Below are 19,585 nucleotides of genomic sequence, written 5' to 3' on the forward strand. Positions count from 1 at the left end.
TCCGGTGCCGTCCGGCGTTCACCCGATCGCACAGAGCTGCTTCGTGGTCAACGTGGTCATTTCCTTCTCGGTGAATCCGAAAGGACGGGCCAGGCTCAGTAGCTCGCCGCTCTCGCGCATGGCGAGGAGTTCCCTGTTGAACGCGGCGACGATCCGGGTCTGGCCCGGACGGAAGGCATAGCCGCCGCCGCTGATCTGACGTTTCCCGTTGATGACGGGCAGGAAGGGCGGGGTGAGTTCCACGTCGTCGTGCCCGCCGTCGCGGACCAGCAGCCGAGCCGTGATGCTGACCGCGGTGAACGCGTCCATCCGGCCCGCGCGCAGTGCCTCGAACCCACTGAGCTGGTCGCGGTAGACGCTGATCTTCTTCACCCCGGCCTCCTTGGCGAAGCCGATCTCGGCGCCTCCGCTGGCCACCCCCAGCGTGGCCCCGGCGCGGGCCACGTCCTGGTAGTCCCGCAGGTTCCCCGGGTTGCCCCTGCGCACGATCAGGGCCTCGGTGACCTGGTAGTCAGGCTCGGAGAACAGCACCTCGGCGCAGCGGTCCCGGTTGATGTACATGCCGGCCGCGATGACGTCGAAGAGCCCCGCCTTGAGGCCGGGGATCAGATTGCCGAACTCGGTGGGCACCGCCTGGACCCGCCGCACACCCAGCCGTTCGAAAACCGCCCCGGCCACTGTGGGGGCCTCGCCGGTGAGCTTTCCCTGCTTGTTGATGTAGGCGAACGGAATCTCACCGGCGATGCCGAGCCGAACGGACCCCCGGTCGCGGAGCTGTTCGAGCAGGTTCCCCCCGTGGGTCGCGTCGGCGGTGGACACCCGGCTGCACCCCATCACCAGGCCGCCGAGCGCCGAAGCGGCGAGGGCGCCACCCCGGAGCAGGGTGCGCCGCTGGGGAAGCCGAATGTTCGGCTGAATGTCGTTCCCTATCCCGGGTCTCATGCTCCTCCATCGCGTCCTTCTTTGTCGCTTTTCTCCTTAAGGCACTTTCGAATGCCGATCCGTATGCGCTCTGGGCGCGCTGGTACCCCCGATCGAGGGATGTATGCCAAGAAATTCCCGGCCACTTGGTCGTGTCGGGGCGCCAGCGAGCTCGATCGTGGAGCGCAGCGCGTTAGAAGTGGGGGAGTGAGCGTTGCGGGAGCGGGGGAGCCGCCCGCGCGGACCAGTGGCGAAGGGCGGCGGTGACCGTGGCGGACGACAGGCACGAGCGACGGGTGGTCGAGGCCGTTCCCCGGTCCCTGCTCATCGACGGCCGGTGGCAGCCCGCCGAGACGGCAGCGGAACTCCCCGTGGAGGACCCCTCCACCGCGGCCACGCTGTGCACCGTGCCCGACGCCGGGCCGCGGGACGCCCTGGCGGCGCTCGACGCCGCCGACGCCGCCCAGCCGGGATGGGCCGCCACACCGCCCCGGGACCGGGGTGAGATCCTGCGCCGGGCCTTCGAGGCCGTCATGGCCCAGCAGGACGACCTCGCCCTGCTGATGACCCTGGAGATGGGCAAACCGGTCCCGGAGTCACGGGCCGAGATCGCCTACGCCGCGGACTTCCTGCGCTGGTTCTCCGAGGAGGCGGTCCGGGTGGCGGGGGACTGGCGACACGCCCCGGACGGCAGCGGACGCATCCTGGTGATGCGTCAGCCGGTCGGGCCCGCCGTGCTCATCACCCCCTGGAACTTCCCCATGGCCATGGGCACCCGCAAGATCGGCCCGGCTCTCGCCGCCGGATGCACCATGATCGTCAAACCGGCCCACCAGACCCCGCTGAGCATGCTGGCCCTCGGCCAGATCCTCCAGCGGGCCGGGCTGCCCCCCGGGGTGCTGAACATCATCACCACCAGCCACCCCGGCGAGGTGGTGGAGCCGCTGCTGCGGGACGGCAGGACCCGCAAGGTCTCCTTCACCGGCTCCACCGCGGTGGGGCGCGCCCTGATCGAGACCAGCGCCCAGCAGGTGCTGCGCACCTCGATGGAACTGGGCGGCAACGCCCCCCTCGTGGTCTGCGCCGACGCCGACGTCGAGCAGGCCGTCGCGGGGGCCCTGGTGGCCAAGCTGAGGAACACCGGCGAGGCGTGCACCGCCGCCAACCGCTTCCTGGTGCACCGGTCGGTGGTCGGTGAGTTCACCGAGCGACTCTCCGGCGAGCTCGGCCGGGTCAAGGTGGCCCGCGGCACAGAACCCGGCGCGCAGGTCGGACCGCTGATCGACGCCCGGGCGCTGGAGAAGGTCGAGGACCTGGTGCGGGACGCCGTCAGCGCCGGGGCCCGGGTGGCCCTCGAGGGAGGCAGGACCCACGACGGGCCGGGTTACTTCTACGCCCCCGCGGTCCTGGCGGACGTGCCGGTCACCGCACGGTTGCTCCGCGAGGAGATCTTCGGGCCGGTCGCCCCCGTCGTCCCGTTCGACAGCGACGAGGAGGCCCTGGAACTGGCCAACGCCACCGAGTACGGGCTCGTCTCCTACGTCTTCACCAGGGACCTGAACCGGGCGCTGCGCTACGCCGAGGGCCTCCAGACCGGCATGGTCGGCCTCAACAAGGGGATGGTGTCCACCCCGGCGGCGCCGTTCGGCGGCGTCAAACACTCGGGCATCGGCCGGGAGGGCGGCCGGGAGGGCATCGAGGAGTACCTGGAGACCAAGTACGTGGCGCTGGCGGTCTGAGGGCCGGGGGCCGGAAGCGCCGCGTCAGCCGGCGGCCGTTCAGCGCGCCAGAGGCGCCAGCTCGACGTCCACCGGGAACGGCACGTCCACCTTGAGCCGGTCCCGCATGATGCCGGTCGAGACGTAGGCGCCGGTGGTGACCTCGAGTTCGAAGACGTGGACCACCGGTTGCGCACCCTCCCTCTCGATCCGCCAGAAGTGCGGGATGCCCGCCTGGGCGTACCGCAGCGGCTTGGTCTCACGGTCGCGCACCTCGGACTCGGGCGAGACCACCTCCACGACGAGGAGCACGTCCTCCGGCTGGTAGACGGTGATGCCCTGGTCAAAGGGACTCTCCGGGTCCTCGCGGAACACCACGATGTCTGGCTGGGGACGTTGTCGTTTCCCGAGCTTGATCGTCATCTCACTGTCAACGCCGAACCCACTGGGCGCCACCCGCTCCAGTTCGGTGGTGAGGCGGCGCAGAACCCTGCTGTGAAAGCGAGCCTGGGGCGACATGAAGATCAGTGCTCCATCGATCAACTCGACGCGCTCAGGCGCCGTAGGCGGCAGTCGGTCCAGATCCTCGGCCGTCCAGCCATCCTCCGGCGGGGGATAGAACCAGGTCGGCAGGGATTCGGCGGACATCGCCACCTCCATCGACGGCTTGCGAGCTTCGCGGACAGGTGTCGTTGTCACGCACTGTACAACCGGGGGTCCGCCACCCGGGTCACGTCGCGCCACACCGGTGTGACCCAGGGCACACTGCCCTGGGTCCGGAATACCCGACGGGGGTGGCCGGTTCGGCTCGGGCGAAGGGACGTGTCAGGAACGCCGCCCGCCCGTGCGGGGCCCTCCTGCCGTCCACCGGACGAAGGAGCCCAGCAACGATGAGCAGCCCCGCCGCGGAACGCCCGACCACCACCCCCACGGCGCGCACCGCCGGCGACCCGGTGCGCGGCGTGGCGCGGGGATCGGCACCCGTCCCGCTGTCCGTGCTCGACCTGGCCACCGTCGGCACCGGCCACACCGCCGGTGACGCGCTGCGCACCAGCACCGAGCTGGCCCGACGCGCCGAAGCGTGGGGGTTCCACCGGTTCTGGGTGGCCGAACACCATTCGATGCCGGGGGTGGCCAGCGCCTCGCCGGCCGTGCTCATCGCCCACCTGGCCGCGGCCACCCGCACCATCCGCCTGGGCTCCGGCGGGGTGATGCTGCCCAACCACGCACCGCTGGTGGTGGCCGAGCAGTTCGGCACCCTCCAGGCGCTGCACCCCGGCCGGATCGACCTGGGCCTGGGGCGGGCCCCCGGGACCGACCCGGCGACGGCCCGGGCGCTGCGCCGGGGGACCGACTCGCTGTCCGCCGACGACTTCCCACAGCAGCTCGCCGAGCTGACCGGGTTCCTGGACGACGCGTTCCCGGAAGGACACCGGTACTCCGGGGTCCACGCGGTGCCGGGGCCGGTGCAGGGCAAGGTGCCCGGAGGGGTGCAGGGGCCGGACCGCCCGCCGATCTGGCTGCTGGGTTCCAGCGGGTTCAGCGCCAGGCTCGCCGGTTCGCTGGGGTTGCCGTTCTCGTTCGCGCACCACTTCGCGCCGGCCAACACCCTCGCCGCGCTTGAGCTGTACCGGGGGTCGTTCCGCCCGTCCGCGGTGCTCGACCGCCCGTACGCGATGGTCGCGGCGGGGGTGGTCGCCGCGGACACCGAGGCGGAGGCGGTGCGTCAGGCCCGGGCGGGGGCGCTGGCGATGCTCCGGCTGCGGACCGGCCGGCCGGGGCTCGTGCCCTCGGCCGGCGAGGCGGAGGCCCACCCGTTCTCCGCGGTGGAGGAGGAGTTCGTCGGCGGGTGGCTGGCGAACCTGGTCCACGGGGACAGGGACGGGGTCCGCGCCGGCCTCGACGCGCTGCTCGACCGCACCGGGGCGGACGAGCTGATGATCTCCTCCAACGTCCACGGGCACCAGCGGCGGCTGCGGTCGTACGAACTGGTCGCCGAGGGCTACGGGCTCGTCTGAGCCGGCCCCACCTGGGTGTCCCTGACCGTGACCCGGGGGACCTGCCGCGCCGCGGTGGGGCGCACCGGTGCCTGACGCAGCATCGACCCGATCTGCTCCGGGGGCAGGGCCCTGGCGTAGAACCAGCCCTGCGCGGTGTCACAGCCGATGGCGTGCAGCCGTTCGGCCTGCTCCGCGCTCTCCACGCCCTCGGCGGTGACGGTCAGTCCGAGTTGGTGGGCGAGCTTGACCAGCGCGGTGACGATGGTCTCGTCCGCCGGGTTGGGGTGCTGGTCGCTGCCGAACCCGCGGACGAACGACCCGTCGAGCTTCAGTGCCCCGACCGGGAGCCGACTGAGATAGGCCAGGTTGGAGTAGCCGGTGCCGAAGTCGTCGATGGCGATCCGCACCCCCATCTCCGACAGCGCGCGCAGGGTCTGCAACGGCCGGCCGGCCGAGCCCATGACCGCGCTCTCGGTCAGCTCGAGCTGGAGGAGCTCGGGGGGGAGCCCGGTCCGGGCCAGGATTCGCGCCACGTCGGCGACGAGGTCGGAGTCCCAGACCTGCCGGACGGCGATGTTGACGCTGACGAACGGGGCGTTGCCCGGGTGCTCGAGCTGCCAGGTCCGGGCCTGCCGGCAGGACTGCTCCAGCACCCAGCGGCCGAGCTGCACGATGGCGCCGTTCTCCTCGGCCAGCCCGATGAAACGATTCGGGGTGAGCCGGCCCAGGTCCGGGTGCTGCCAGCGCACCAGCGCCTCGACGCCGCGCAGCACACCGTCGCCGAGCCCCACCAGCGGCTGGTAGTCCACGGTGAACTCGTCCCGCTCCACCGCCGACCGCAGCGTGCTGGACAGGGCGAGACGGGTCATCCGGTGGGCGTTGCGCTCCGGATCGAAGAGCGTCCAACGGCCCTTGCCGTCCTCCTTGGCCCAGTACAGCGTGGTGTCCGCGGCCTGCATCAGGGCGGTGGCCGTGGTGCCGAGCACCGGCCGCTCCACCACGCCGACGCTGGCCGAGATGGTGAGCCGCTGTCCCTCGATGTCGAACGGGGCCGTCAGGACGGCCAGCACCGTCTCGGCCAGCGCGGTGGCCTGGGCGGTGCCGCGGGAGCCCTCGATCAGCAGGGCGAACTCGTCCCCGCCGAGCCTGGCCACCAGGTGGCCAGCGGGCCGCACGCAGTGCTCGAGGCGATTGGCCACCTCGGTCAGCAGCCGGTCACCGACGTGGTGCCCGAGCGTGTCGTTGACCGCCTTGAAACCGTCGACGTCCAGGTAGCAGACCCCGACCCGGCTGCCGGCGGCGTCCTCGCCCAGTGCTTCGGAAAGACGTTCGAAGAAGAACTCACGGTTGGGCAACCGGGTCAGCGGGTCGTGCATGCGCAGGTGCCGCAGCCGTTGCTGGAGTTCGCGTTGCGCGGTGATGTCCTCGGCGGTGAGCAGGGTCAGGCGGGGCCCGCCGTCGCAGGTGCCGAGTGGGGTGAGGGTCACCCTGGCCCACACCGTGCGCCCGTCCGGGTGTTTGCACCCGCGGGTGTAGCGGAGGCGCTGACGTTCGCCGCGCAACAGCTCCCGGTACCCCGCACAGGTGCCCGGGTCGTCGTGCGCCGTCGGCTCCCACCCGTCGCCGAGCGCGCGCAGCGCGGCGTTCTGGTCCCGGATGCGGCCCTCGAGGTCGACCAGGCCCATGGCGATCCCGGCGGCGGCCAGGGCGTCACGGAGATGCTCTGCGGAGAACGGGTAACGCTCCGTAACCGCGGTGATGGCGTCGGCCTCGTTGCTCGAACTGCCTCCTGGCCTGTCCACAGCTCGCTCCCGCATGCCAGTCGTCTCGCAGTCGTCCGAGTGCCGCACTGGAAATGTGGCGATCATAGAGGGACCCGGCGACGTCTACCAGAGCCGTTCACGGTGATTCCCGGTACCGCACCCGTTCGAACGACCTGGCGGTGTGTTCACTGACGGTAGTGCGCTGATCATTTGTTCGGTGTGCTGACGGTCCGCCTGCTGACGTGCCCTCGGGCCCGCGCCCCCGGCGTGCACCGGCTCGCCGTGCCGCGACCGGGTGTGCTGACCGCCCCGTGATCCCCGGGGCGCTCCTCTACCGGCTCACCCCTGGCGTCCAGCCGGCGTAATAAAACGGGTCGAAGCTTGACAATTGACCCCAGCATGGCGCTATGCGCACCCCCCTCTCCGGCGCCATGGCCGTCGTGGCCGCGCTGACTCTGCCCCTCGCCTCGGCCAGCCCTGCCAGCCCGAGCGGGTCGGCCGTCCGCTGTGCCCCGGTCCGCACCGACGAGCACCACTCCGAGGGCCTGGATACCTGGAACCCCTCGTACACGCGTCCGGTGGGGAGGGTGGACGCGGTCATGGTGTTCCTGCGCTTCCCCGATTCCACGCCCGAGCTGACCACCAGCCAGATAGCCGACGACCACATCCCGGACACCCGGCGCTTCTTCCACACCGCGTCGTACGGCAAGCTGGACTACAACCTGGTCCCGGTGGACGGGTTCGTGACCATGCCCGCCCCTTCCACCGCGTACCGGATAGCCCGGGACTGGGCCGACGAGCCCCGGCGCCGCTACCTCGCCGACGCCCTGGCGGCGGCCGACCGCACGGTGGACTTCCGGGACTTCGACGCCGTCTTCCTGGTGGCCGACCCGCACGCCCCCGGAGTGGACCCGGACGCCACCAAGGTCGTCAACCTCGCCCGGCCCATCGTGGCGGACGGCGTGCCGCTGTCCCACATAGGCACGATCTTCGAGGCGCACCCTCCCGACCCGCACGTGTTCGCGCACGAGACCGCCCACGTCTTCGACCTCCCCGACCTGTACCGGCGGCCGGACAGCAACGCCCCGGGCCGCGACTGGAACGACCAGGTGGGTGACTGGGACCTGATGGGCGACCAGAAGGGCCTCGCCCCCGACCCCTTCGCCTGGCACAAGTGGAAGCTCGGCTGGCTGACCCCCGCCCAGGTGGTCTGCCTCGACCGCCCGGGGTCCGTGCGGGCCAGGCTGTCCCCGGTGGAGGTCCGCGGGGGGACCAAGCTGCTGGTCGTCCAGTTGGACCGGCACACCGCGTACGCGGTCGAGGTCCGGGCCCGCAGGGGGAACGACCTGCGGACCTGCTCCGAGGGCGCGCTGGTGTACCGGGTCCGTTCCGACGTCCGTTCCGGCTCCGGGCCGGTGCGGGTGATGGACGCCCACCCGCGCCGCGCGGCCTGCCCCGACACCGCCGTCCACCCGCCGCTGGCGGACGCTCCGTTCACCCGGGGGGAGGAGTTCCGGGACCGGACGACCGGAACGGTGATCAGGGTCCTGGACCGGGACCGGCGGGGCAACTACGTGGTCCAGGCGGAACGCACCCGGGACGCCTGGACGAGACGGGGCTGAGGTGCCGGCGACCAGGGGGACCGGCCGGACGCCGGGCCTGGTGCGACGAGCCAGGACCGCGGCGGTGATCCTCGCCGTCGCCACGACGACCGCCGCCCCCGTCGCGACCCCACCGTTCACCGGGAGGTACGTGCCCGACCGCACCGGCCACCCGTGCGCCCTGCGGGCGGTCCCCGGGGTGACCATGTCGGAGGGGTTCCCTCCCGACCACTCGGTCTACGCCCGGGCCACCGGGAGGGTCAGGGCGCTGGTGCTGTTCGTGGACTTCCCCGACGCCCAGGCGCCGAGCAGCGCACAGCACCGGTACCGCGAGTTCTTCCCCGCCGCCACCCGCTGGTTCGACACCAGCTCCTACGGCAAGCTCGACTACCAGCCCCATCCGGTCATGAAGTACTTCCGGATGCCCCGCAGCTTCAGTGCCTACGGCGTCGAGCGCGGCTACGGCTGGCCGGTGCACGAGCGGATGATGCAGGACCTGCTGACGGTGGCCGACCCCGAGATCGACTTCAGCCGGTACGACCTGGTCAACGTCCTGGTCACGCCGAACGCCGGCCCGCCGGCCCAGCGCAGCGTGCTCTCGGTCACCTGGACCGGGGCCACCGCCGCGGTCAGTGACGAGGGGGCGCGGCTGGACAAGGTCTCGGTCCTCTACAGCCACGACGCGGCGGGGCACCGGGTCCTCAACCACGAGAACGCCCACATCTTCGGACTGCCCGACCTGTACGCGGAGCGGGACTTCCGGCGCACCGACCAGTGGGCGGGCCAGTGGGACATGATGTCCCTCGACTGGGGCCTGCACGGGGACTTCCTGGCGTGGCACAAGTGGAAGCTGGGCTGGATCGACGACCGCCAGGTGGACTGTGTGTACCGTCGGGGCACCACCGAGCACACCGTGACCCCGGTGGAACTGCCCGGCGGCACCAAGCTGGTGGTGATCCCCGTGCACGACTCCGGTGCCTTCGCGCTGGAGGTGCGCAGCCGGCACGGCAACGACCGGGCGGGCTGCCGGGAGGGCGTGCTGCTCTACTGGGTCCGCACCGACGTGCCGTCCGGCCAGGGGCCGGTGCGGGTCCTGGACGCCAACCCGGACACCGAGGCGTGCTCGGACAGCAGCGTGGGCTTCAACTCGCGCAACGACGCCCCGTTCGGTGTGGGGCAGGAGTACCGCCACGAGCCGACCAGGACGCTGGTGAAGGTCGTCTCCCGGGACCGCCAGGGCCGGTACACCGTGCGGGTGACCAAGGGCTGACGCCGCCTTTAACGAGAATTGAGTGACAGAGCTCACGCTGGGCGGGCACCGACGGCAGGAACTCGTGGCAGGAAACAGCCGGGCGGACCAACGTCAGCCTCGGGCGGGGAACGGGGCTGGCAGCTAGAAGACCTCTAGGCCGGCTCGAGGCCCCGGCCACGCACTCGTCTCAACATGGGTAAACGGTCGTCACCACAGGCGCACCTACCTCTACGCTCACTGCCGTGGGGCACACCGTCGGCGCCCTGGGCCGGGAGTCCGTCGCATCTCGGCCAAGGGGGTTTCGCACCATATCTCCACACCACCACCACTCTCCGCCGAATGGCGCCGGGCAACTGCTGCGGTCCCGCACGGGTCCGCGGTCCCGGCGTTCCGGACGGAGCCACCGCATGTGGTCACCGACCGCAGGACACTGAAGGAGCAGTAGATGGCCCCACCTGGTTCCGTGCGCGTGGAACCGCGGTTCCACGACCGGACGGTCACGCGCCTGAGCCGGAACCCGCACCGCACCGCCTCCCGCACGGCCCGCGCCGGGTCGGGGAGCCAGCGGTGAGCGCCGCGGCTTTGCGCCCCGGCTCCCCGGTGGCCTTCCTGTTCACCGGGCAGGGTGCGCAGTACCCGGGGATGACCGCGCGGCTCTACCGTGAGTCCCCGACGTACCGCAGGCACCTGGACGAGGCGTCCGAGGCGTTGCTGCCGTACACCGGCGAGTCCGTCTCGACGCTCCTGCTCACCGGCGACGCCCGGGTGCACCTGACCGGCTTCACCCAGCCGGCGCTGTTCGCGGTGGGGTACGCCCTGGCCCAGACGGTGCTGGAGCAGGAGGTCAGGCCCGGCGCGGTGCTCGGCTACAGCAACGGCGAGTACGCGGCCGCCTGCGTGTCGGGGGCGTTGAGCCTGGCGGACGCCGCACGCCTGGTCGCGCTCCGCGGCTCGATGATGCAGGGGCTGCCGGTGGGCGGCGGGATGCTCAAGGTCCTCGCGGGACGCGCCGAGGTGCAGCGGCTCGTGGACGCGGAACGGACCGTGGGCATCGGCGGGGTCAACGGGCCGGGCGAGATCGTGCTCTCCGGTGAGTTGGCCGCGTTGGCCAGGATCGGCGGGGCCCTGCGGGAACGCGGTCTGACCGTCGTTCCGGTTCAGGTGTCCCACGGCTTCCACTCGCCGCTGATGGAGCCGGTGGTCACCGGGTTCGCCCGGGGGGCCATCAGGGTCGGCGGCCGGGTGCCCCGGCTGGCGTTCTACTCCACGGTGCGGGGCCGCAGGCTGGTCGGCGAGCCGCTGGACGGGCCGTACTGGACCGAGCACATCAGCGCTCCCGTCAGGTTCTCCGAGGCCGCCGCGGCCATGGTCCGGGACGGCTACGGGCACCTGGTGGAGATCGGGCCGCGTCCGGCGCTGACCCGGTTGGTCAGCCGGCTCGGCGTGGCGGAACAGGTGCGGAGCTGCGGCAACCCGGTCCATGACGCGGAGTCCGGCGTGGCTGAGCTGGACCGACTGGTCAGTGAGGTGCTCCAGCGCACCGGTGAGCCGCTGGCCCCCCTGGGCGACCAGGTGCGGGAGCCGCAGGCGGTGTGAGAACGGTCAGGGCTCCCCTCGCCACGAGCGGAGCCCTGGTCGGTTGTGCGGGCCCCGGCGTCGGCCGGCCCCGACTCGCGGTGGCCGGGGACCTCCTTACCGGACCGCGCGATCCGCCCCGGAACCCCGTCGACCGGGCGGACGCGAAACGGCCCCGCGCCGGAAGCCGGACACGGGACCACGGTGGGAAGAACCAGCCGCCCTGCCCCTGCCTGATGGCCGTAGCGAGGTGAACCGGTGTGGTGCGCCGCCAGGGACTCGAACCCCGAACCCGCGGATTAAGAGTCCGCTGCTCTGCCAGTTGAGCTAGCGGCGCTCACTGACGTGGACAGAGGTTAGCACCCTCGCCGCGTCCACCAGAAATCGTTATGAGCGCACCGGCCCCCGCGGAGCCGGGTCGTCCGGGCGACCGGGCCGGGAGGGCGGCTCAGTAACAGGGCCCATACCCTTTGTGGTCGTTCTTGATCAGATCGCGACCGAATTCGATCATCTTCTTGGTGTAGTCCGGCGTCCAGTTGGCCTGCTCGGCGATGCTCTCCACCGAGAGCTGGTCGAACCGCCGGGGGTCCGCGAGCTGTGCCGCGGCGATGGCCTGGAACTCCGTGGCACGCTGGGCCGCGGCCCGGAACGCCAGCGTCAGCTCGGTGGACCGGGCCAGCAGCTCCCGTGGGTCGTCCAGCGACTCCAGGTCGAAGAAGTGCTCAGGGTCGCCGTCCGACATGCCCGGCTCGAACCGCAGCGGCGCGGGCCGCAGGCGGCGTTTCGCCTCGGCCTGCCGCTGCGGCTGGGATGGGTGCGGCTGTGGCATGCGGTGAACCTCCCTGACGTCTCTCACCCAATTGTCCCGCGAAACGCAAGTGGCCCCCTCGTGTACCCGTGGACCCTGCCGCACCACCCCCGCGGACGGCTCCCCCGGGACCGCCCACCCCCGGCCCGCCGGCGCTCACGGCCGGTACCGCACCCGGTGCTCGGCCAGATGGGCGAGCACCGCGTGGTTCGCCTCCCAGCCGTCGGGGAACCGCACCGTCACCCCGAGCTGCACCGGCTCGGTCGAGGGGTGCTCGTCGAGCAACTCGGCCACCCCGGCCCGGGAGACCACCACACAGGCGTGCCGGTGCCGGGAGGTGAGCACGCACAGCCGTCCCGTCTCCAGGTGGAACGCCGTCGCGTCCGACCGCCCGGACAGCGGGTGCAGGACCACGGTGACGTCGTACTCCCGGCCCTGCAACCGGTTGGCCGTGTCCGCGGTCACCCCGGTCACGCCGCGCTCGGCCAGGGCCGCCCGCACCGCCGCCGCCTGGTCGCGGTGCGCGGTGCCCACCGCCACCCGCTCGGCGGTCAGCGGCCCGGTGCCCCGCTCGGAGACGGTCACCCCGCCGCGGTCCAGCAGCCGGCGCACCAGCGTCGCCACCGCCGCCACGGCCTCCGGGTCGGTGCGCACCGTGCGCCGCCGCGGCAGCTCCAGCAGGCCCCAGCCGGACTCCGCGGCGATGTCCAGCGCCCGGTCCGGGGCCGAGCCGTCGCCGGCCACCCCGAACGACAGCCGCCGCACACCGTGGCCGGTGCCGGACCGGAACGGCGTGTACGGGTAGAAGGCGGCCGACACCAGCGGCGCGGCCGTCGCCGGCAGCCGCCAGGACACCGGCAACCGGTGCTGCGGCAGTCCCGGGTTGTGCGCCAGCAGGGTGACCACGGCGGACGCCGACGGGTCGTACGACAGACCGGCCCACTGCTCCGCGCCCACCACCGTGAACGGGTCGAGCTGACCCGGGTCGCCGACGAACAGCGCCCGCTCGAACAGCCCGGCCACCTTCAGCAGCGCGTCCGAGCGCATCTGGTAGGCCTCGTCCACGATGGCGTGCCGCCACACCGGAACGTCCTGCACGAAGGCCCACTTCGCCGCGGTCGCCACCACCACCGGACACTGCGCCAGGTCCCCCGCCGAGGACGACAACGTCACCGCGGGCAGGCGCGCCACGCCCGGGTCGGGCTGGGAGTCGCTGCCGTGCAACCGGCCCACGGCCAGCTCGGGGTCCTGTTCGGCGAGCCGCTTCACCAGGTCGTCCACCTGGCTGTTGGTCTGCGCGACGATCATCAGGCGTTCCCCGGCGCCCACCAGCTCCCTGGCCGCCCGCACCACCAGGGTGGACTTGCCCGCGCCCGGCGGTGAGTCCACCACCACGCCACGCCGGGTGCCGTGCAGGGTGTCGGCCAGGATGCGCTCGGTGACCGACGCCGCCCTGGCCGCCGGGTCGCCGTCCTCACGTTCGGGAGCGATCAAAGGAAGTCCTCAGCGGTGTGGGGGTCGGGGGAGAGGGGAGTGGCGTCGCCCGGCGGACCGCCGTGCGTCCACGGCGTCTCCTCCGGCGGGGGCAGTGGTGCCGCAGGACGTGGGTCGTGCTCGAAGGAGGTGAAGCACAGCCGGTCTCCCGGGGCGGGGACGCTGCCCTCCGCAGGCTCCCTGCCCCGCCCCATCCGGTTGGTCAGGCGGACCACCACGAGACCCGGCTCCACCTGGACCACCTGGGCCTCCTGGGCGGCCCCGGCCAGGGCGCGGAAGACCCGAGCGCCCGGCTCCAGGTGCGGCACGTCCTCGGTGCGCACCGACACCAGTGGCCGGGGCCTGGGCGCCCGGCCCTCGCTGTACGCCAGCTCCACCGACTCCACCACACCGGCGAACGCCTCACCGGCCAGCCGCCGCTCCGCCATCACCAGCGGATCGTCCAACGCCTCGTGGGCGTCGAGGCGGGCCTGCTCGACCTCCCGCCGCACCAGCTTGGCCGCGGCTGTCACCGCGTCGTCCCTGCGGGGTTGCGGTGGCTCACCGGCCAGGACCCGGTCCCGGTGCCCGGTGTACGACCACCGGTCGCTCTCCCACCGGGCGGCGACCCGCCCCCCGACGGGCAGCTCGCGCAGCCTGGCGAGCCCCTGCCACACCAGCTCCCAGGTGGGCCGCAACTGGCTCTCCACCAGGTCCCGCACCAGGCGCTCGGCGCCCGGCAGCCCCGCGTCGAACCGGGCCACGGCCGGAGCGAGCACCCGGTTGTCGAACTCCGGGTCGGTGGCCGGCCCTGCCGGCGGACAGTACAGCAGCCCCCGCTCGTCCCGCGCGGTCTCCACCCGTGCCGCCGCCACGGCCCCCCCACCGTCCCGTGGGGGGTCGATCCACGCCAGCAGCGCGCCCAGGTGCTGGTCCTCGAGCGCGCTCTGACCGGTGGCCCAGTGCCGGGAGAGCAGCCCGGTCACGGACAGGAGCAGACAGGACCCCGGGGTGAGGGCCCGCTCGGCGTAGTGCGTGAGCCAGCGGCCGAGCAACGGAACCCGGGAAGGCACCGGGAACGGCTCGGCCGGATCGTCCTCCGCGGTCCTGCGGAACCGGGTGGAGCGGCCCAACAGCCGCACGTAGCGCACCCCGGCCTCGTTGGGGACCAGGAGCTGCGGGGCGTCCCTGCACACCTCGCGCTGCACCTCGACCCGGGCCCCGGTCTGCGGGTCCTTCTCCTTGCGGAGCTCCACGTCGACGTCGTCCGCGCCGCTGACCAGGTGCGGCAACATGACCTCGGCCAGCTCCGCGAGGAAGGCGAACCGGAGGTCACGGTCCCTGGGCTGGGGCACCACCAGCAACCGGGGGGAGTCCCGGTCGGTGCCGACCAGGGCCCCGAGTGGCGCGCCCACCTCGCCCGCGGTGGTCAACGGGACGAACACCATCGGCCGCTCGCCCAGGTGCCGGTGCAGCACCGTGGTCAACGGCTCGGCCCGCCCGCTGCGCAGCGCCTGTACCCGTGCGAGGGTCCTGATCACTCCGGCCCGTCTCCTCCCGCGCCCCCGGGGAGCGGCCGGTCATCCCGGCCGCAGGCCAGCGCCGCGGCTCGGAGCCGGGCGGCCCGCCGCACCTGGTGGACCACCGTGTCCTCCCCCTCCAGGGCCGCCTCGGCCCCGATCTCCGACGGGGGGAGCGCGTCCAGCACCGCCCGCACCGTGTCCAACGATCCGAACTCCGCGCGCACCGAACGCCCCAGCGCCTCCAACGCCCCCTCGTCGCGGGCCCGCCGCCGGCAGTGGAACGCCAGCTCGCAGGCGGCCAGGCAGTCAGGGGCGTAGCGGGCGGGAACCGCGTCCACGGCCGCGGCCAACTCCGCGACCGGGCGGGTCGGCGCCCCGTCCGGGCCCGGGCACAGGTCGAACGTGGTGCCCTCGGGCAGCTCCGCGGCGATCTCCTCGAGGCGGGCGAGCCTGGCGAGCTGCCGTTCGGTGACGCCGAGTTGTCGGCGCACGTCCACCATCGCACCGGTCGGCAGGTTGGAGAAGTCCCGCGGGCAGACCAGCAGGACCGTGTGGTCCGGACGGCCGGCGCCCAGCGCCCGGGCGACCGAGCGCAGCGCCATCACGTAGACGGCCGCCTGGCGGGCGGCGGCACCCACCTTCGCCGGATCGGCGGAGCCGTCCAGGATCGGGAAGGACTTGATCTCCAGCACCGTCCACCGGCCGTCCGGGTGCACCAGCACCGCGTCCGGCTCCACGTACGTGGTGCACCCGGCCACCTCGAACCCGAGCAGCGGGTGGTCGAGCAACGCCCAGGCGCCCCGGCGCGTCGCCTCGGCCAGCGCCCGCCTGGTGCGCTCGGCGCGCCCGGCCAGGCCCGGGGCGCTCAGGTCGGGAGGGGTGAGCCGGTCGGGCACCGCGAGCTGGAACTGCTCGGTGAGCAGCTTCAGCAGGGCGGCGCACCCGTCGGCCTTGACGCGCGCCTCGAAGACGTTGCCCCGGACGATGGCGAACTGTGACTGCCCGAACGGCGCCGGGCTGCCCAGGTGCCGGGCGAGAGCGCCCTTGTCCGCGCCTGCCGCGTCGAGCAGGGCCCGACGGCGGCATCCGGGGTTCGCGGCGAGCGCGGCGAGGGTCCGCGCGTCCATCGGACGGGGCGGGGCCGCCCCGCGCAGGGTGTCGAGGCGCTCTCGCAGAGTGCTGGTGCTCACGCGCGGCAGTGTCGCATCCCCCTCTGACAGCGCCGGCGGCGCCACGGTTGTGTCGTTACGAGCCGGAGGCGCGGCTGGCGCCGCCCGCTCCCCGCTCCGCCTCGTGCACCGGCTCCTCCCGGGAGATCTGCCGGCCGATCAGCGTGCGCCGTCCGTCCTCGGCTCCGCTCCCGGAGGTGCCGTTGGCCGTGGTGCCGTTCAGGGCCGTGCCGTTGCGCGCCAGCCCCTTCGCCTCGGATCGGGCGCCGCTGGCCGGGTCGCCGTTCCTGCCGTTCTCGGGCGCCTGATCCGCACGGCTCGTACTGCCCTTGCGCAGGCTCGGGGACGGCTGGCCGTTCCGGTCCTCGTCGGTCCTCGACCGCCCCGGGCCGAGGATCCCGGGCGTGGTGCCGCGCAGGGCCATCCTGCGGTCCGCGAGCCGTTGCTCCGCCAAGTTCCGCCACCGGCTGGTCAGCCGCAGCGCCGGACGGACCAGCAGCAGCCCGAGCCCCATGACCAGGGCCCCGCCCACCGCGTCCAGCAGGTAGTGGTTGGCCGTGGCCATGACCACGACGATCGTCAGCAGGGGGTAGATCACGCCTAGTGCACGGACCCAGGGCGCCCGGGCGTACCGCCACAGCAGCAACCCGCACCACAGCGACCAGCCCACGTGCAGGCTGGGCATCGCGGCGTACTGGTTGGTCATCCCGCCGAGGCCGCGCGGTGCGCTGGCCTCCGCCCCCCACCAGCCGAACGAGGCGTACTGCGCCATCGTGTCCACGAACCCGTAGCTGTCGGGGAGGAGTCTGGGCGGTGCCGTGGGCAGCAGGATGAACCCGATCAGACCGAGTACGGTGGAGAGCGCGAGCCAGGTGCGGACCGCCCGGTAGCGGCCGGGGAACCGCCGCCAGACCCAGATCAGGACGGCGGGCGTGACGACGTAGTGCAACGTGGCGTACGCGAAGTCGAAGAAGACGCCGAGCGCGGTGACCCGGGTCACCACCTCGTTGAGCGCCCGCTCGGGGTTGATGTGCAGGAACTGCTCGATCTCCAGGATGCGCCGGCCGTGGTCCAGCGCGGTCTCCACGTCACCCCTGGCGAGCAGGCGCCCTGAGGAGTAGGTCGCGTAGACCAGCACGACCAGCATGATCTCGGTCCACCAACGGGGCCGACGTGCCGGAGGCATGGCGGATGGTCGTCCCGCCGTGGGCGATGTGCTCCCGTCGGTCCTCTGACGAGGCACGGCTATGGACACGGCAACGAGTCTCCTGATCGAGTGAGTTCGTGACTTCTACCGTACGACGTACGCTAGGGGCTACACCCAACAACTGCGAAGATTCCGGCCAAGTGTTTCATTGTTTAGCCTTTCCTTGACTTTTGGCAGCGGTCTTCGCCCATCGCAAGGCGTGCCACCCTCGTCCCCCAACCCACTGACTCCTCGGTCTGCGTCATGACTAGTCCGGACCCGGCCCCGCCCGTACGGCGCCGCGCGCCACGCAACACGCTCAACCGTGAGCTGATCCTCGACTCCGCACTGCGTCTGCTCGACGGTCGGGGCGCCGCAGCCTTCACCATGCGGGCCCTGGCCAAGGAGCTGAACGTGGGCGCCATGGCTCTCTACACGTACTTCCGTGGCAAGGATGAACTCTACGCTGCCGCAAGGGAGCGCCTGCTCAGCGCTTACCGCCCGCCACGGGCGGAGGGCAGCCCGTCCGAGCAGCTCAGGGCCGTTTGTCTGTCGGTGCACCGCTTGTTCACCGAGCACCCCTCCATGATCGAACTGTTGGTCGGGTGTGGACGCGGGTGTGACGCGCTGAGTATCGGGGTCGAACCGATGAACGAGCTGCTGGCCAGGTGCGGGCTCGACCGGCAGGAGGCGGAACGGGCCCGCCGGGCGCTGATGCAGTACACCCTGGGAGTGGCGCTCTGGGTGACCAGGGCCCGGGAGCGCCAGCCAGGCACCGGGGAGGCGGAACGGGCCGGGGGCGGGTCCACCGCCTTCGAGTACGGGTTGGACGCGCTGCTCGCCGGGCTGCTCGGCCACTGCGTCCCCCGCCCGGGGGAGGAGTGACGCCAGGACCCGGCGCGCACCGCCTCGACGCTCCGGTCAGCCCGGATCGAACGCGGTGTCCGGGGGACGGGGCGAGTCCACCGCGCCCGCGTCGAGCACGGGGCTGGCACCGGCGGTGAACCGGTTCAGCTCGTCGCCGTGCACCACCCGGCCGGGGAACGGGTCGCGGGCCACCCGGCCGGCGAGCCCCGTCACGTCCAGGGGCGCCGAGGAGCCCAGCAGGATGACGTTGCCGTACCGGCGGCCACGCAACACCGAGGGGTCGGCGTACGCGCAGACCTCGGGGAAGACGGCGCGGACCGTGGCCACCTGGGAACGGGTGAAGGCCAGGGGAGGGCCGTCCACCAGGTTCGCGGCGTAGGTGCCGCCCGGCCGCAGCGCCCGCGCGGCATCGGTGAGAAACTCCACGGTGGTCAGGTGGGCGGGTGTGCGCGCCCCCGCGTACACGTCGGCCACCAGCAGGTCCGCCCACCCGTCCGGCACCCGCGCCAGCCCCGCCCTGGCGTCGTCGGTGCGCACCCGGATCTGCCAGCCGCGCGGCCAGGGCAGGGCCTCGCGGACCAGGCGGACCAGCTCCGCGTCCCACTCCACGACCCGCTGGCGCGACCCCGGACGGGTGGCGGCCAGGTAGCGGGCCAGGGTGAGCCCGCCACCACCCAGGTGCACCGCCCGCACCGGCTGACCCGCGGGCGCCACGAGGTCCGCCGCGTGCCCCAGCCGCCGCTGGTACTCGAAGGACAGCCGACCGGGGTCGTCCAGGTCCACGTGGGACTGGGGGGCGCCGTCCACCAGCAGGGTCCAGGCACGCGGCCGGTCCCGGTCCGGTACCAGCTCGGCGACCCCGTGACTGACGCACACCCGGACCGGCTCGGGGGTGCGTCGTCCTGACCGCCGCGTGTTGTTCGCCACGGCCACCAGTATCCGCGCCCTCCGGCCGCCGCCGGCTCCGGGTGCACCGGGCCCGCACGGGCACGCCTGGCGGGGGCGGGGCGCTGGTGCGCGGCGGCCGCGGGCCCGCGGCTCGAGCGGCCGGGGTCGGCTCCCGGTGGTGGGTCGGGCAGGTCGGGCTGGCCACGCGGCCTACATCCGGTCGGCGGCCTCGAGGGTGACCGCCGCCTCGCCGAGCGCCCGCCGCAGCAGCACCGGGTCGGTGAACGGGGCGGTGGTGTGCGGGGGCAGCAGCCATTGGGAGTTGCTCACCGGTGGCCCGCCCGCGCGGTCGCACGGTGCGAGTGCGACGGTGCACACGCTGCCGGGCAGGTCCCAGTCGAGCGAGGTGCCCTCGGGCACCAGGAAGCCGAGGGTGTCACCGCTGGCGTCGTGGAGCACGGGACCGACAGAGGTCCGCAGCCTCAGGATGTCCACGGCCTCGAGTCCCTTCCTCGCCTCCACGGTGACCAGTTCGAAGGTCCCCGTGTCCGGCGGTGCGGCCGTCGGGGGCGCACCGGGCCCCACCACCAAGGCCTGCCTCGCCGTCCTGGGGTGCGACGCGCTGTTACTCAAGGGAACCGTCCTCCCTGTTGTCCAGTCGCTGGCCGGTTCGCCCACCTGCCGGACCGTTTTCTCACCGGCCCGCGGTCTCCTGCCAACCGACTCCCTGCCAACCGACTTCCCGCCAACCGACTTCCTGCCGGTCCGTCGCCAACCGACCCGTCCACCGGTGCCGACCCGGCCTCGAACAGCGGTGACCGTGTGGCGCGTCCGGCCGCGG

The 19,585-nt window shown here is 72.9% G+C and carries 16 protein-coding genes and 1 tRNA gene; 6 read left to right on the forward strand and 11 right to left on the reverse strand.

Annotated elements, in window-relative coordinates:
- Positions 1–18 precede the first annotated feature (18 nt).
- Positions 19–942, reverse strand: a complete 924-nt coding sequence (ehuB, locus tag A3IG_RS0109740) for an ectoine/hydroxyectoine ABC transporter substrate-binding protein EhuB (RefSeq protein ID WP_018383373.1) — start codon at positions 940–942, stop codon at positions 19–21.
- 242 nt (positions 943–1,184) lie between these two features.
- Between ehuB and A3IG_RS0109745 the strand changes: the two genes are divergently transcribed.
- Positions 1,185–2,660 (forward strand): NAD-dependent succinate-semialdehyde dehydrogenase, encoded by a 1,476-nt coding sequence (locus A3IG_RS0109745; RefSeq protein WP_018383374.1) that lies wholly within the window; start codon positions 1,185–1,187, stop codon positions 2,658–2,660.
- A gap of 39 nt (positions 2,661–2,699) precedes the next feature.
- Here A3IG_RS0109745 and A3IG_RS0109750 read toward each other — a convergent pair whose 3' ends face one another.
- Positions 2,700–3,287: a Uma2 family endonuclease gene (locus A3IG_RS0109750; RefSeq protein WP_026220085.1), complete on the reverse strand. Its 588-nt coding sequence runs from the start codon at positions 3,285–3,287 to the stop codon at positions 2,700–2,702.
- Between the two features lie 242 nt (positions 3,288–3,529).
- On the opposite strand from A3IG_RS0109750, the gene A3IG_RS0109755 reads away from it, so the two are divergent.
- Positions 3,530–4,657 (forward strand): LLM class flavin-dependent oxidoreductase, encoded by a 1,128-nt coding sequence (locus A3IG_RS0109755; RefSeq protein WP_018383376.1) that lies wholly within the window; start codon positions 3,530–3,532, stop codon positions 4,655–4,657.
- Here the strand turns inward: A3IG_RS0109755 and A3IG_RS0109760 are convergent.
- The gene (locus tag A3IG_RS0109760) at positions 4,642–6,456 is read right to left on the reverse strand and encodes a putative bifunctional diguanylate cyclase/phosphodiesterase (protein ID WP_040911156.1); all 1,815 of its coding nucleotides are present in this window, start codon (positions 6,454–6,456) and stop codon (positions 4,642–4,644) included. The genes A3IG_RS0109755 and A3IG_RS0109760 overlap by 16 nt on opposite strands.
- Before the next feature lie 353 nt (positions 6,457–6,809).
- Here A3IG_RS0109760 and A3IG_RS29195 point away from each other — a divergent pair, with 353 nt between their 5' ends.
- The 3 genes from A3IG_RS29195 to A3IG_RS0109780 all read left to right on the forward strand — a co-directional run bounded on the left by A3IG_RS29195 (position 6,810) and on the right by A3IG_RS0109780 (position 10,851).
- Entirely contained in the window at positions 6,810–8,024 is a 1,215-nt protein-coding gene (locus A3IG_RS29195; protein WP_018383378.1) for a M6 family metalloprotease domain-containing protein, read from the forward strand.
- A 40-nt stretch (positions 8,025–8,064) separates the two neighbouring features.
- On the forward strand, positions 8,065–9,273 hold the full coding sequence (locus A3IG_RS0109770; RefSeq protein WP_236719227.1) for a M6 family metalloprotease domain-containing protein: 1,209 nt from the start codon (positions 8,065–8,067) through the stop codon (positions 9,271–9,273).
- 549 nt (positions 9,274–9,822) lie between these two features.
- The gene (locus A3IG_RS0109780) at positions 9,823–10,851 is read left to right on the forward strand and encodes an acyltransferase domain-containing protein (protein WP_018383381.1); all 1,029 of its coding nucleotides are present in this window, start codon (positions 9,823–9,825) and stop codon (positions 10,849–10,851) included.
- 240 nt (positions 10,852–11,091) lie between these two features.
- On the opposite strand, the gene A3IG_RS0109785 is transcribed toward A3IG_RS0109780, so the two are convergent.
- The 6 genes from A3IG_RS0109785 to A3IG_RS29200 all read right to left on the reverse strand — a co-directional run bounded on the left by A3IG_RS0109785 (position 11,092) and on the right by A3IG_RS29200 (position 16,989).
- A tRNA-Lys gene (locus A3IG_RS0109785) sits at positions 11,092–11,167 on the reverse strand.
- A 111-nt stretch (positions 11,168–11,278) separates the two neighbouring features.
- Positions 11,279–11,659, reverse strand: coding sequence for a hypothetical protein (locus A3IG_RS0109790; protein ID WP_018383382.1), 381 nt, complete (start codon positions 11,657–11,659; stop codon positions 11,279–11,281).
- A 135-nt stretch (positions 11,660–11,794) separates the two neighbouring features.
- A complete protein-coding gene (locus tag A3IG_RS0109795) occupies positions 11,795–13,132 on the reverse strand; it encodes an AAA domain-containing protein (protein WP_018383383.1) in 1,338 nt (445 codons plus the stop codon).
- On the reverse strand, positions 13,129–14,652 hold the full coding sequence (locus A3IG_RS0109800; protein WP_018383384.1) for a hypothetical protein: 1,524 nt from the start codon (positions 14,650–14,652) through the stop codon (positions 13,129–13,131). Before A3IG_RS0109800 ends, A3IG_RS0109795 begins: the two co-directional genes overlap by 4 nt.
- Positions 14,649–15,824 carry a hypothetical protein gene (locus A3IG_RS0109805; protein WP_018383385.1) on the reverse strand — a complete coding sequence of 392 codons (1,176 nt, stop codon included), beginning with the start codon at positions 15,822–15,824 and terminating at the stop codon, positions 14,649–14,651. The genes A3IG_RS0109800 and A3IG_RS0109805 overlap by 4 nt, the downstream gene beginning before the upstream one ends.
- A 55-nt stretch (positions 15,825–15,879) precedes the next feature.
- Positions 15,880–16,989, reverse strand: a complete 1,110-nt coding sequence (locus A3IG_RS29200) for a phosphatase PAP2 family protein (protein WP_051087443.1) — start codon at positions 16,987–16,989, stop codon at positions 15,880–15,882.
- 264 nt (positions 16,990–17,253) lie between these two features.
- Here A3IG_RS29200 and A3IG_RS29205 point away from each other — a divergent pair, with 264 nt between their 5' ends.
- On the forward strand, positions 17,254–17,874 hold the full coding sequence (locus tag A3IG_RS29205) for a TetR/AcrR family transcriptional regulator (RefSeq protein ID WP_018383387.1): 621 nt from the start codon (positions 17,254–17,256) through the stop codon (positions 17,872–17,874).
- Between the two features lie 36 nt (positions 17,875–17,910).
- Here the strand turns inward: A3IG_RS29205 and A3IG_RS0109820 are convergent, their stop codons facing one another.
- Positions 17,911–18,789, reverse strand: a complete 879-nt coding sequence (locus tag A3IG_RS0109820) for a spermidine synthase (protein WP_018383388.1) — start codon at positions 18,787–18,789, stop codon at positions 17,911–17,913.
- A 165-nt stretch (positions 18,790–18,954) separates the two neighbouring features.
- Positions 18,955–19,332, reverse strand: coding sequence for a hypothetical protein (locus tag A3IG_RS0109825; RefSeq protein WP_018383389.1), 378 nt, complete (start codon positions 19,330–19,332; stop codon positions 18,955–18,957).
- Positions 19,333–19,585: the final 253 nt, after the last annotated feature.

Source organism: Wenjunlia vitaminophila DSM 41686, from assembly GCF_000380165.1.
Lineage (GTDB): Bacteria > Actinomycetota > Actinomycetes > Streptomycetales > Streptomycetaceae > Wenjunlia > Wenjunlia vitaminophila.

Bases quoted from the DNA above. Each gene is read 5' to 3' on its own strand.
- ehuB (WP_018383373.1), bottom strand. From the start codon at position 942: ATGAGACCCGGGATAGGGAACGACATTCAGCCGAACATTCGGCTTCCC.
- A3IG_RS0109750 (WP_026220085.1), bottom strand. From the start codon at position 3,287: ATGTCCGCCGAATCCCTGCCGACCTGGTTCTATCCCCCGCCGGAGGAT.
- A3IG_RS0109755 (WP_018383376.1), top strand. From the start codon at position 3,530: ATGAGCAGCCCCGCCGCGGAACGCCCGACCACCACCCCCACGGCGCGC.
- A3IG_RS0109760 (WP_040911156.1), bottom strand. From the start codon at position 6,456: ATGCGGGAGCGAGCTGTGGACAGGCCAGGAGGCAGTTCGAGCAACGAG.
- A3IG_RS29195 (WP_018383378.1), top strand. From the start codon at position 6,810: ATGCGCACCCCCCTCTCCGGCGCCATGGCCGTCGTGGCCGCGCTGACT.
- A3IG_RS0109790 (WP_018383382.1), bottom strand. From the start codon at position 11,659: ATGCCACAGCCGCACCCATCCCAGCCGCAGCGGCAGGCCGAGGCGAAA.
- A3IG_RS29200 (WP_051087443.1), bottom strand. From the start codon at position 16,989: ATGCCTCCGGCACGTCGGCCCCGTTGGTGGACCGAGATCATGCTGGTC.
- A3IG_RS29205 (WP_018383387.1), top strand. From the start codon at position 17,254: ATGACTAGTCCGGACCCGGCCCCGCCCGTACGGCGCCGCGCGCCACGC.